Genomic DNA, 13,022 nt, shown 5'->3' on the forward strand with positions numbered 1-13,022 from the left:
GAGCGCGCCGAGCAAGAAGTCGGCCATGCCCGAAGGGCTGCTGAACTCGCTCACGTTGGACGAGATCGCCGACCTGTTCGCTTATCTCAACAAGCCGGTCGAGAGCGCCAACGTGACCCTGCAGCCATCCGTGAAGCGGATAAAGTAAAGGGGCCACGTCGGCGACTTCAGCCAGCCGGCCTTTTGCCAACGGCTGTTCAACGGCATCAACTGGGCCTGCGGCGAGGTTGCCGGCGCAGGGAAAGTCTAGCGGAACGTCAGGTCGCGCGGAATTCGCCGGGCCACGGGCCAGGCCAGCAGGGTAAACGCCGCTCCCACGAGGAGCAGGGCTTTGAAACCGTCTTCCGGTCCCAGCCCGTCCTTGGCCCATTGGTAACAAAAGCCGCCGACCGAAGTGGCCAAAAGCGTGCTGATGTTGCACACCGCCATAAAGCCCCCGAAGATCGTACCGGCGGCGTGCAACGGACAGGCCTGCGCCGCCAGGTCGCACTGGATCATGTTGGCCGTCATATAGGTGAAACCCACGAAGACGCTGATGATCGCCGCGCTGGTGGTGCCTTGCAGAAACCAGTAGGCCAGCGTGCTCGCGACGCCGCCCAGCACGGCCGTCGGCACCAGCCAGCGCATCGACACCTTTCGGCAATAAACGCCGTAGCTGGCGCAGGCCGCGATCGAACCCACCGCCAGCAAAGAAATCGTATCGCCGTAAAAAGCGTCCGACATGTGCCGCGTCGTGGTCATGTGCAGGTAAAGCACCGACTGCGTGAACGGATTGAAATGCCACACGAACAGGAACGCCCCCACGCTCCACACCGTCGGCGAGCGAACGGCCTGTGAGAAGGTGGAGCGAATCGTCGGTAAATCGTCCTCGACCTCCACCACCCGCGGCTCGCGCACGCACAGCACCGTCAAGAGCAGAGCCAGCGTCGCCAGACCCCCGCAGATCAAAAACGCCCACTCCTCGTGATGTTGCTGGCAAAGCTTTCCGCCGAGCTGTCCTGTAAGAATGGTGGCCGCATAGCAGGACCCCCAGCGGACCGACTGCAGCCGCGCCGTGATGCCGCGAGGCCGGCCGGCCTCGATAATCAGGGCGTCGAGCACGACGTCGGCAAACGTCACCGCAAACGTCGGAATCATCAGCGTCAGCATCAAGAACATCCGCGAGCCGGACGGCAACGGCATGAGTGCGTACAGCCCGCAGAAGCAGACGCTGGCCAGAACGCCCATCGACAGCAGGTAGCTCTTGCGGCGGTATCCGGCCAGGGGCAAAAAGTCGGTCATCAGCCCGAACAGCGGCTTGAAGCACCACGGCCAACCGAGCAACGCCACCAGCGTGGTCATCTCGCCGGGGGCGGTGTTCCACTGTTTCAGCAGCGAATAAATGGGCTGGTGGACGAGGCCGGTGGCCGTTTCGTTCATCCCTTGAACGAAGTAGAGCGCGGCGAAGAGCAGGACGACGCCAACCAGCCCTCCTCGCACTCTCGCCACCGTTGTCGCCGAAACCGTCATCCGCCGCGCAGCCTTGCATTCGAGCCACGACAGCGGTCCGCCACAACCGTCGCGAAGCCAAAGGAATAGTCAAAAAAAGCAACGCGACCAAGGCGTCGCCAGGTAGTGTAGGCAAAGAGCGTGGCGGGCCTGCCCCTGTGCTCTTGTTTTGCTTTAGATAAGCCTACCAGTAATCGCTTGGCTCGTCGTCCCCCTTCTGGGACGGCATCTCGGTCCAGAGTCTGCTGCAATTCACCAAGTACAAGCACGCTAAGTGTTTACGTCGATCGACCGGCCGGCCAGCCTGCTCAACAGGAGCGGCTGAACCTGCTCCAGCAGGGGCCGAATGGCCTTGGGATCGCCGAACGGCAGGGCATCGTCGAGATCCTTCAACTCATTGGGCAGCTTGCGAGACAGGTCGGCAAACTCTTCGGCAAGCTTGGCAAGCAGCGCGTCGTTATCTCGAACTTCAGCGATGTATTCGACGAGTTCGCTCAGGGGTCCGTCGTCAGCCAGCGACGCGTGCTCGTCGCGCGGCAATGAGGTCTGGAACTGGACCTTTTCGATCCAGACGTTTCCCCGGCCAAGCCCGTACACCACGGCACGGACCTCGTTCGTCCACTGATGCATGTCGGCCGCAAGCCTCTCGTGGGCGCGGCATGCGCCCGAAATCTCGACCCGTGCGGCCAGCGGGCGTCCTTCGCTCGTCGCCACCAAGTCGCCAAGTTTGCGTGCGACGCTCTCCACGACGGCATAGCCGTCTTCAGCCCCGGTAGCATCGACAAGACAACGTTCCCAGCGAAGCACGTCGAGCGGTTCGAAACGAAGCTCTGCCTGTTGGCGGTCATCGACCGTCACGACGAGGCAGCCCTTCGCACCCGCCTCTCGGATATGGCGGCCCTGGATATTGCCCGAAAAATGGATTCGTGGGTCGTCCCACACGCAGCCCCGCTGGTGAATGTGCCCCAAGGCCCAATAATCGTAGCGTTTGCTGCGAAGGTCGTCGTAGCAACACTGGGCATAGTTGGGGTGCGCCGCGCTGCCGGCGGCCGAAGTGTGCAATAAGCCGATGTTGAAGTGGCCGGGCACGGACGCCGGGTAAGCCTCGGCCAGGTTGTCGGTGCAGGCGGCAGTGGCAAATCCCTGGCCGTGTACCGAAACGCCGAGATCGTCGAACGAATGGGTCTCCGGCCTTTTGGTCGAGAACCGCAGCACGTTGTCGGGCAAGCGCAGCGAACGGGTCATGCGGTTTGCCGCGTCGTGGTTGCCGGCGATCAGGCAGACCTGGATGCCCGCCTCGCGCAGCTTCGATACTTCGCTGACGAAGAACAGCCCCGTGCGGTGGTCGCGCCAGTCGCCGTCGTAGAGGTCGCCGGCGATCAGCACGAAATCGACCTTTTCGTCGATGGCCAACTGCACGAGGTGGCCGAGTGCCTGCCGCGTGGCGCCGCGAATCTCTTCGACCGGCGCGCCCTCGTAGCGTTCCAGGCCCTTGAGCGGGCTGTCGAGGTGAATATCGGCGGTGTGAAGGAATTTGACCATCCGTGGCTATGAGGGTTCAGGGTTCAGGGGTCGGGGTTCAGGGTTCAGGATGCCGCTGTCGGTAAGGTGGGGCAAGCGAGCTTGCGAGCGCTGGCCCACCGACACCGACGGAGAGAAGGAGCGACGGAGAGAAGGAGAGAGACAGCGAGCCGCGTCGCTCTAACATTTCTTTCTCTCCCTCCCTCCGTCTCTCCTTCGCTCTCTCTCCAATCGGTGGGCCGGCGCTCGCAAGCTCGCTGGTCCCACCTTACATTGACCTGACCGACACTATACTAAATTAGCAGAACATGCTCGACGCGCCCCACCCATCTCGATTTTCCCAAAGTGCCGCCATCGGGCTGGCGGCGCTCGTGATTGTGGCGGCGGGGACGATCGTTTATCTCAACAGCCTGCATGCCGCGTTCGTGCTCGACGACCTGCGGGCGATCGAGCACAACCCCAGCATCCGCCAAATGCTGCCGCTGAGCAAGTTCTTCCATCCTCCCGCAGCTATGTCGTTCTCCGGACGCCCGCTCGTCTACTTCACCTTCGCCGTCAATATGGCTCTCGACCAGCACCTGTTTCGCGGGCGGCTTCCGGCAGGGACGGTGCGCGCCGTCGGCTTCCACTTGTTCAACCTCGTCGTGCATCTCTTGGCCGGACTGACGTTGTTTGGCGTGGTCAGGCGGACCTTCGCCTACCACGCGGCCGGCCAGGCCGACTTGGCCCTGTGGATGGCTCTTCTTTCCGCCCTGCTCTGGACGGTTCACCCGTTGCTGACCGAATCGGTGACGTACACCGTGGAGCGGACTGAATCGATGTGCGGGTTGTTTTATCTGCTCACGCTGTATTGCGTCATTCGCGGGGCTGAAAGCTCGTCCTGGCGCCGGTCGTGGACCTGGTACTTCGCGACCTTCCTCGCCTGTCTGGCGGGCATGGCCAGTAAAGAGGTGATGGTTTCGGCCCCGGTGATCGTCGCCGCCTACGATCGCATCTTTCTCTCGGCATCCTTGCGCGAGGTGCGGAGGCGTCGCGGGGGGCTGTACCTGGGTCTGGCGGCGACCTGGTTGTTGCTTGTCGGCCTGATGGTGTCGGCCGGAAGCCGTGGGCAATCCGCCGGTTTCGGGGGCGACATGACTGCCTGGCAGTATGCCCAGACCCAGTTCGGCGTCATCGTTCATTATCTCTGGTTATGCTTTTGGCCACGGTCTCTGCTGTTCGATTATGGCGACCGTCTGGCCAGCGGCCCGGCCGAGGTATGGCCCTACGCGGCCGTCATCGCGGCCCTCGTCGCAGCCACGATTGTCGCACTTTGGCGTTGGCCCAAATTGGGATTCGCCGGCCTCGCCTTCTTCGCCCTCTTGTCGCCGACGTCGAGCTTCGTGCCGCTCATCACTCAAACCGCCGCCGAACACCGGATGTACCTCGCCTTGGCCGCGGTGATCGTCGAAGTCGTGGCGCTCGTCCACCTCCTGTGGTGCCAGACCGCGCCTCACGCCGCGGCCGTGAAATGGTTTGCCGCCACCGTGGCATCGGTCATTTTGGTTCTGCTCGGTTGCCAGACCGTCGCCCGCAACCGCGATTACGCCACCCCCTACCGGCTCTGGAAAGATACCGTCCGAAAAAACCCCGACAGCGCTCGCGCGCACCGCGGGCTGTGCCAGGCACTGCTTGCGGAGGGATTGCCGCGGCCGGCCATTCAAGAAGCGACGGCGGCCTTGGAACTGCGAGAAGAGCCGCTGGCACATCTCAATCGCGGCACGGCTTATCTCGCCATTGGCCAACCGGAGAAAGCCTTGGCCGATTTCAACGACGCGGTCCGGCTCGATGCGAGCGATGCGATGGGTTGGTACAACCGCGGTTTGGCGGAGACCCAGGTACACGACCTGGAAGCGGCTCTCGACGACTTCAGCCAGGCCCTTGCGCTCAGACCTGAATTCTCGGCAGCCTGGCTGAATCGCGGTGTTTCTTACGCGGTCCGCGACGAACTTGCCCTCGCGGAACACGACTTCGACCATGTAATCCAGCTCGAGCCGCATGCCGCCGACGCCTATTTGTACCGGGCGGATGTGCGTTTTCGCCAGAAGAAATTCAGGCCGGCCTGGGACGACTTGCAGATGGCCGAAAAGTTGGGAGCGACCGTCGATCCCGAGTTTCGGCGCCAGGTTCAGGAGTCTTTGACTGGCGCGGCCGAGGGAGGCAAAGGGAAAAGGTCCGCCGACGACGAGGATTGAGACGGGCCGGGAAACCCAGCCCTGTAGGCACAACCGTTGAAACCGTCATTTCCTGCTTGCAAAGAGCGGCCAATTAACGAACAATAGTAACCGTGGGGGCAGACACCCGCACTACGTTTCTAGGCCGGCCGGCGGACACCGCGCAACCGAGCCTGAGCATGCCTTCCCGCCCTCCCACCGCTTTTTAAGAGGAACCCATCCATGAGCGCCATGACGGCCGAAGACCGCGGCGTCACGAAACGTCTTCAAAATGGCTTTGCCGGTCGCTCCCCGCGCCGCGCGGGCGGAAACTGGCTGAAGTGGGTGTTGTCGTTCGTCGGCTTTTTGGGACTCAGCGGCATCGGTTATTTCGCCTTTGCCCATTACTACGTCGGCGATGGCGACGAGGCGGACAGCCGACTGCTGACCACCGCCGTCAAGAAGGGCGATTTGCTCGTCACGGTGACGGAAGACGGCAACGTCGAGAGCGCGAAGAACATCGAGCTGCGGTGCAAAGTGCCCGGCCCGATCACGATTCTGAGCATCGTGGACGACGGCAAGCACGTGGCGAAAGACGACGTGTTGGCGGAGCTCGATTCATACTCGACCGACGAGGCGATTCGCGACCAACAGATTCTGGTGGCCAAGGCCGAAGCGGCCAAGATCAAGTCGTCCAAAGACTTCTCCGCCGCCGAAATCTCGGTGGACGAATACGACAAGGGCACCTTCGTGCAAACGCTGCAGCAGCTCGAGGCCAATATCACCGTGGCCAAGCAGAACCTTTCGAGCGCCGAAAACCTGTTGCACTACAGCCGTAAAATGCACCGCAAGGGGTACGTGACGCAGCTCGACGTCGAGTCGAAGGAATTCGCCGTCGAGCAGGCCAAGCTCAATCTCGGCGTGGCCGAAACGCAAAAAGACGTGCTGGAGAAATACACCAAGGCGAAAACGCTCGAAGGGCTGATCAGCGTGCGCGACAGCGCCGGGGCGATGATGAAGTCGGACGAGGCCGCCTATCAGAAGGAAGTGGCCAAGTTGGAGCGATTGCAAAAGCAACTCGAAGGCTGCACGATCCGCGCTCCGCAAGACGGCATGGTGGTGTGGGCCAACGACATCTCGGGCGGACGTCGCGGAGAGTCGGCCCCCAAGATCGACCTGGGCGCCAGCGTGCAGCAGAACCAGGTGATCTTCAAGCTGCCCGACCTGAAGCACATGCAAGTCAAGACGCTCGTTCACGAGACGAAGGTCGACCAGCTTCGCATCGGCATGCGGGCGCGGGTGCAGATTCAAGACCGCGAGTTTCAGGGCGAAATCGGCACGATTGCAAACCAGCCTGAGCCGGGCAGTTTTTTCAGCTCTTCCGTCAAGGAATACGGCACGATCGTCAGTATCGACGGCGAGCCTGACGGGCTGAAGCCGGGCATGACCGCGGAAGTCGAAATTCTCGTCGACGAAAAGAAAAACGTGCTGCAGGTTCCGGTGCAGTGCGTGGTCGAGAGCGGCAGCAAGTTTCATGCTTTTGTCAAGACCCGCAAGGGCGTTGAAACACGCGACTTGGTGCTGGGCAGCACCAACGACACCGTCATTGAAATCGTCGACGGCCTGAAGGAAGGCGAGTTGGTGCTCTTGAATCCGCGGGCCGACGTGCCCGATGCTTCGAACGAGTCTGCCGAAGGCGAGGCGGTTGACGTGAGCAAGCGGTTTGGCACGGCGCATGCGAAGCCCGATGCCGCCGCTCCCGCCAGTGCCGCAGGTCCGGGCGCCGGCCCGCCGGGCGGTGGTCCGAGAGACGGCGCACCGGGTGAAGGCGGCGGCCGGCGACGCGGGCAGGGCGGTCAAGGTCGACAGGGTGGCCCGGGCGGCGATATGCAAGCCGGGCCCGGTGGAGGCGGTGGTCCCGGCGGCGGATTTAGCGGGGCTGGTCCTGGCGGCGGCGGGCAGGGCGGCGGCGGGCAGGGCGGCGGCGGGCAGGGCGGCAATCGTCGTCCACGCAGCTTCAAAGAGATGGACGCGAACGGTGATGGAAAGATCACCGTGGATGAACTGCCCGAGCGAGCTCAACAATTCTTTGGCATGATGGACGCCAACGGTGACGGCTTCGTCGACGAGGCCGAACACAAGGCGAACGCCGAGAGGCGCCGCCAGGGTGGCGGGCCAGGCGGTGCGGGAGGCTTTGGTGGGGGCGGTTTCGGCGGCGGGGGGCCGGGTGGCGGACCACCGGGTGGCCAGTAAAGCATGTACCGCTCCAAGTTTCTGCAGACGCTCCGCCTGGGCGTCAAAAGCCTGCTGTTGCACAAGCTCCGCTCGGTGCTGGCCGTGCTGGGCATCATGATCGGCGTCACCGCCGTCATCTGGCTGGTGGCCATGGGCGAGGGCGTCAGCTATCAGGCCCAACAGCAGATCAAGGACCTGGGCGCCGACAACATCATCATTCGCAGCATCAAGCCCGCCGGGCAATCGACCGGGGCGACCTCCAGCTTTTTCGTCAGCTATGGCCTGCTGCGCGACGATTTCAAGCGGATCGCCACGACGATTCCCACTGTCAAGCGGGCCACGCCGCTGCGCGAGCTTTCCAAGGAAGCACGCTACATCGAGCATACCTGCGAGATCCGGCTGGTAGGATGCACGCCCGCCTACTTGGCCATGAACAATCTGAAGATCGCGCGGGGGCGGTTCTTGACCGACGGCGATCTCAAGCACGTAGACAACGTCTGCGTGTTGGCCCATGAGACGGCGGAGCAGCTTTTCCCTTATGCGAATCCGATCAACAAAGCGGTGCAGATCGACAAGGACTTTTACAAAGTCGTCGGCGTGACTCGCGAGCGGGCCGCGTCGGGCAACATCGGCGGCAGCTTTACCGGCCAAGACTACAACAAGGACGTTTACATCCCCCTGGAGACGCTGCGGCATCGCATCGGCGATCAGGTGCTGACCAGCAAGGCCGGCAGCCGCGAAGGCGAAATCGTCCAGCTCAGCCAGTTGACCGTCACGGTCAGCGACATTTCGCAGGTCGAGGAAACGGCCGCGGTCATCAAAATATTGCTCGACAAGTTCCACAAGCTGGAAGACTATTCGATCATCGTGCCCAAGGAGCTGCTCAAGCAGGCCGAAATTTTGCAGATGATGTTTCGTGTGCTCTCCGTGCTGGTGGCGGGCATCTCGCTGCTGGTCGGCGGCATCGGCATCATGAACATCATGCTGGCGACGGTGACCGAGCGGACCCGCGAGATCGGCATTCGCCGCGCCTTGGGGGCCAAGCGCCGGGACATTATTCAGCAGTTTCTTTCGGAGACGATCGTACTGTCCGCCACGGGGGGGCTGTGCGGCGTGGCGCTCGGCTATCTTTGCCGCTATCCCTCTGGGGGTGTGGTTGGCGCGGCACGCTGGTTTATGCAACAGTTCTTTCCGCATTGGATGAAGGATCTGCCCGACGTCATCCAGACCTTGCAGCCGGTGATTGCCAACTGGTCGGTCGCGGTGGCGTTCATTATCTCCGTCGTGGTGGGCGTCGTGTTCGGCATCTATCCGGCCCAGCGTGCGGCCATGATGGACCCCATCGAAGCCCTGCGGCACGAGTAGCGGGCGGCCAGGGCCGAAAACAACCAGTCGCGCCGGCGCCGCACCTTGAGATCGTGTTTTGCCGCGATCATGGCTCAGCTCCTTTCCGCACTTTCAGTATCGGCGGGTGAAACGTTGATGAACCAAGGCGCGGCCTGCCCGGCGACCTGCCGCAGCCGGGCATGCGCCTTGCGCACGCGGCCATAAATGAACGACAGGTGCGAATTGGCCGTAGTGACCCTTACCCGATGGCGTTCACTCCGCTTTATCTTCTTCCGGCTCAGCGCTGAATTCCACCGCCTCGTAGATCTCGGCCATCGGCAAGTCGCTCTCGATTTCCGGAAGCGGCAGCACCACATCCAGTCCTTGGTATACTTCACGGACGAAGCCATGTTCGGTCCGGCGAAAGATGACGACCGCCGGCGAGTCTTGCTCGATCAGCAGGTAAACTCCCAGCGAAGGGACCGTCAGGTAAGCCTCTTTCTTCTCGCCTTCGTCAATGCGGCGAGTGCGGCGTGAGAGGACTTCCGCCAGGACGACCGGTTCGTCCTGAAAGGATGCCGTCTGCGGATTCGGCCGGCAAATCACCGACGCGTCTGGATAGTAAAAGCGCACCTGAGTGGGCAGACGGACGCGGATCTTGGTGTCCGAGTTGAATGGACGGCAGTTACGGCCGCGCAGGCGGCTGCCGAGAGCGACCAGCGTGTTTGTGGCAATGATGTTGTGCGCGTTGCGCGCCCCGGCCATCGCGTAAACCACGCCACCCAGGTACTCATGCTTGACCGTCGAGATCAACTCGCCGGCCAGGTAATCGTCAACGGAAACGAGATTGAGTTTCTTGGCAGTGCTCACGTTTTTGAGTCTACCTCCGATAGGGTCGCACGCCAAGCGACACGAAAAATCTCGCCGCCCCTCGCCGGCGCGGCGTGTTAAGGTAACGCCTTCCGACCGGCTTGTTGGGCGAGTTGACGCACGTAGGATACCACCACGTCTTGCGCCGCGGGCGCGAAATAACCACTGCCGCCCGCAGTGATGCCGCGCGTTTCGTATCCGCCCTCTTCCAGCACCCGCGCCGAAGGGAGATAGCCGAAAACGTCGTTGGAATAGGCGATCACCCAAAGCTGGTTTGGCCCCAGGGCTTTTTCCAGCATCAGCAGGTAGTCGATCACCACTTCGCCCGGCAAAGCCACCAAGGTCAGGTCGTCGCCAAACTGCCAAACCGTGAAGGGGCAAGTGTACTCGCTGGGCGGCGTCTCACCCTTGTTTAACATGGCCAGCAGGCCCTGGGCGCCGGCCGGATGGTAACGCGTCTTGCCCGCGGCGCGCCGTTGAAGCTCGTCGCGAGGCGGCAACGGCTCCAGGGGCAGCGCCGCCTGGCCGAACGCGATGCGCAGTGGACCGCGGACCGGACGCAGCGTCGTGTCGAGCACGCGGCAGACATCGTTGCCAAGCGTCGCGCCGTGCTGGCGCGCCAACGCGATCGTGCCGCGTGGATAAGGGTTCGAATCGCCGGCGCAGCCGAGCATGAACATGGCCGTCACGCCGGGCAACTTTTCTTCAACCTGCTGCTGGGCGAAGCCCGCGTAGTCGCCGCAGAGCCGGAAGTTGTCGCCACCGAGCGTGGTATTGTGCGTGCCCGCCCCGAACAGCACCGACTGGAGCGATCCGTCGTTGGAATCGACTCGCAATACCGGCACGCTACGGTCGGCCGGCCCGCGCGCGTTGACGCCCAGAATAACGCCCGTCGGTCGGAACTCGCGGCGATTCATGGGAAAATCGACGACGCCTTGACCGGCCGAGAGCCGTGCGGGCCGCATACGTGCCAGCGCCTGCACAACGACATCGACCACATGATCTTGCAGCTTGCGCGTGTACTCGACGGTGCGCAGCGATTCGGCGTCATCGCTCTTGGGCGTGATGGCGAGCGCCGGCCCGGCGTGGGAGTGCGACGAATTGAGCAGGATCTGCTCGCGCTTGAGTCCCATCTTCTCACTTAGGCGAGCGCAGATTCCTTCGGCCACCGCGGCCCGGAAGCCGATCAAGTCCGACGTGACCAGCACGGCCCGGTGACCTTCGGCATCTTCCAACGCCATCGCCTTGGCGAAGATGTCGGCCTCGACCTGCTCGAACGGCTTCGTGCGGGCGGCATAGCCGGCCATCGGCACTGGCCGATCGGGTGTGAGCTTGACGGAAGCCACGCCCACTTTCCACTCCGCCTCGGCGGCGTAAGCCTGGCCGCAGAACTGCCAGGTTAGGCTGACGATGGCGGAAAGGCCGCAGGTTCGCAGAAGGAAGAGAGGGTTCATACGGACCATTCTAGCCTAGGCCGCGGCTGACATAAGAGCTCGCCTCGAACGTCGCTCGTCTCCTTTATGCCGGTTTACAGGAAAGTGCAGGCCAGCGAGACGACGCCCAGCGGAATAATCACGCTTTCGGGATAGCCCAGTTCCACCGTGTGCGTCACCACGAAGTCCGGCTTCGCCAGCTTCATGGCGCCGTCCATGATCATGAACAGCGCGGGCAGCGCGCTCATGACGCGGCCGGTCCAGAGTCGGCCTTTGGAGATCGATGCTGGTGGTGTTTCTGATTGCATTGAAGGGTTCCTCTGTATTGTGGCTGTCTGGCTACAAAGCCAGACCTACGGCTGTTCGGGCAATCCCGGTATTTCCAGAATGGGGCGGATTTCGATCGTGCCCACGGTCGCCACGGGAATCCGCTCCGCGATGCCGATGTATTTCATAATGTACCTCCAGCACTAAGTCGAACGATGCCTGTCCGGATCGACAAGGCGGCCAAAAAAATGTTTACAATACGGCATGCTTTCCAACGCCGACGCCGCCGTCGATGAGGTCTACCGCTCCGACTGGGGCCGGATCATGGCCACTTTGATCCGGCTCGTCGGCGACTTCGACGTGGCCGAAGAGGCGGCCCAGGAAGCCTTTGCGGCCGCCGTCGACCAATGGCGAGCGTCGGGCGTACCCAGTTCGCCGCGCACCTGGATCATACAAACCGCCAAGCACAAAGCAATCGACCGCCTGCGGCGACGCGCGCGGCTGACGGAGAAGCTTCAGTCGCTCGCCGAATCGGGCCAAATTCGGACCGTTGAAATGCCCCGCGACGACGCGGGCGACATCCCCGACGACCGCCTGCGGCTGATCTTCACCTGCTGTCACCCGGCCCTGGCCAGCGAGGCGCAGGTGGCGCTGACGCTTCGCACCTTGGGCGGCCTGGAGACCGACGAAATCGCCAGGGCGTTTCTCGTGCCCACGGCGACGATGGCCCAGCGGTTGGTGCGGGCAAAACGCAAAATCCGCGACGCCGGCATCCCCTATGTGGTGCCCGGCACCAATGAGATGCCGGCACGACTCGATGCGGTGCTGACGGTGATCTACCTGATTTTCAACGAGGGCTATCTGGCCACGCGCGGCGAGTTGCTCATCAGGACCGATCTATCGGCCGAGGCGATTCGGCTCGCGCGAATCGTGAGATTATTGACGGCTCCTACGCCGCCGGCGGAAGCGACGGCGCTGCTGGCACTCATGCTCTTACAGGATTCGCGCCGTGAAGCTCGGCTTGATTCGGCCGGCGACCTGGTGGTTCTGGAGGAGCAGGACCGCCGTTTATGGAACAAGCCGCAGATTGCCGAAGCCCTGCCGCTGGTCGATGAGGCGTTGCGCGGCGGCCCCGGCCCTTATGCTTTGCAGGCGGCCATTGCCGCTCTTCACTGCCAGGCGGAGCACGCCGAACAGACCGACTGGCCCCAGATCCTTCAGCTCTACAACCTGCTGGCGCGCGTGCAGCCGTCGCCGATCGTCTCGCTGAACCGAGCGGTGGCGGTGGCGATGGTCGAGGGGCCGCGGCCGGCCCTGAGTCTCATCGATGAACTTTCCACCAGCGGCGACCTTGACGGCTACCACTTGTTGCACGCCGCCCGTGCCGACCTGTTGCGGCGGCTAGGCCGGTCAGGTGAAGCGGTGGCCAGCTACACGCGAGCGCTCGAGCTTGTCACCAACGAGAGCGAGCGGCGTTATCTCCAGCGCCGGTTGCGCGAGGTGCAAAGCCTCTAAAAAAAGCGACAGGGGCTTGTCGATCTGACGGTTCTCCGATCCAGCGGCAAAAAATAGCGTGCCGCTGTCGATTTGCCCGGTCCCCGTTCGACTAATACGCAGAATCGACGTTCGGCGGCAGAAGCGTTGTTCGGGACAGCACCATTCGTTGTAACCCATTTTTAAACAGGAGACG

Annotated in this window: 9 protein-coding genes; 4 read left to right on the forward strand and 5 right to left on the reverse strand. The window is 62.8% G+C overall.

Annotation, left to right across the window (positions count from 1 at the left end):
- Positions 1-246: 246 nt before the first annotated feature.
- Both VNH11_13295 and VNH11_13300 read right to left on the reverse strand, forming a co-directional pair.
- Positions 247-1,509 (reverse strand): MFS transporter, encoded by a 1,263-nt coding sequence (locus VNH11_13295; protein HVA47338.1) that lies wholly within the window; start codon positions 1,507-1,509, stop codon positions 247-249.
- Positions 1,510-1,758: 249 nt separating this feature from the next.
- Complete coding sequence (locus VNH11_13300; protein HVA47339.1) at positions 1,759-3,030, reverse strand: DNA repair exonuclease; 1,272 nt, start codon at positions 3,028-3,030, stop codon at positions 1,759-1,761.
- A gap of 287 nt (positions 3,031-3,317) precedes the next feature.
- Between VNH11_13300 and VNH11_13305 the strand changes: the two genes are divergently transcribed.
- The 3 genes from VNH11_13305 to VNH11_13315 all read left to right on the forward strand — a co-directional run bounded on the left by VNH11_13305 (position 3,318) and on the right by VNH11_13315 (position 8,801).
- A complete protein-coding gene (locus VNH11_13305; GenBank protein ID HVA47340.1) occupies positions 3,318-5,243 on the forward strand; it encodes a tetratricopeptide repeat protein in 1,926 nt (641 codons plus the stop codon).
- A 201-nt stretch (positions 5,244-5,444) separates the two neighbouring features.
- Positions 5,445-7,454 carry an HlyD family efflux transporter periplasmic adaptor subunit gene (locus VNH11_13310; protein ID HVA47341.1) on the forward strand — a complete coding sequence of 670 codons (2,010 nt, stop codon included), beginning with the start codon at positions 5,445-5,447 and terminating at the stop codon, positions 7,452-7,454.
- A gap of 3 nt (positions 7,455-7,457) precedes the next feature.
- The gene (locus VNH11_13315) at positions 7,458-8,801 is read left to right on the forward strand and encodes an ABC transporter permease (protein ID HVA47342.1); all 1,344 of its coding nucleotides are present in this window, start codon (positions 7,458-7,460) and stop codon (positions 8,799-8,801) included.
- A gap of 234 nt (positions 8,802-9,035) precedes the next feature.
- Here the strand turns inward: VNH11_13315 and VNH11_13320 are convergent, their stop codons facing one another.
- The 3 genes from VNH11_13320 to VNH11_13330 all read right to left on the reverse strand — a co-directional run bounded on the left by VNH11_13320 (position 9,036) and on the right by VNH11_13330 (position 11,373).
- Entirely contained in the window at positions 9,036-9,632 is a 597-nt protein-coding gene (locus tag VNH11_13320; protein HVA47343.1) for a Uma2 family endonuclease, read from the reverse strand.
- Between the two features lie 77 nt (positions 9,633-9,709).
- Entirely contained in the window at positions 9,710-11,086 is a 1,377-nt protein-coding gene (locus VNH11_13325) for a neutral/alkaline non-lysosomal ceramidase N-terminal domain-containing protein (protein ID HVA47344.1), read from the reverse strand.
- 74 nt (positions 11,087-11,160) lie between these two features.
- Positions 11,161-11,373: a DoxX family protein gene (locus VNH11_13330; protein HVA47345.1), complete on the reverse strand. Its 213-nt coding sequence runs from the start codon at positions 11,371-11,373 to the stop codon at positions 11,161-11,163.
- 223 nt (positions 11,374-11,596) lie between these two features.
- Between VNH11_13330 and VNH11_13335 the strand changes: the two genes are divergently transcribed.
- Positions 11,597-12,847, forward strand: coding sequence for an RNA polymerase sigma factor (locus tag VNH11_13335; protein ID HVA47346.1), 1,251 nt, complete (start codon positions 11,597-11,599; stop codon positions 12,845-12,847).
- Positions 12,848-13,022: the final 175 nt, after the last annotated feature.

Source organism: Pirellulales bacterium, from assembly GCA_035533075.1.
Lineage (GTDB): Bacteria > Planctomycetota > Planctomycetia > Pirellulales > JAICIG01 > DASSFG01.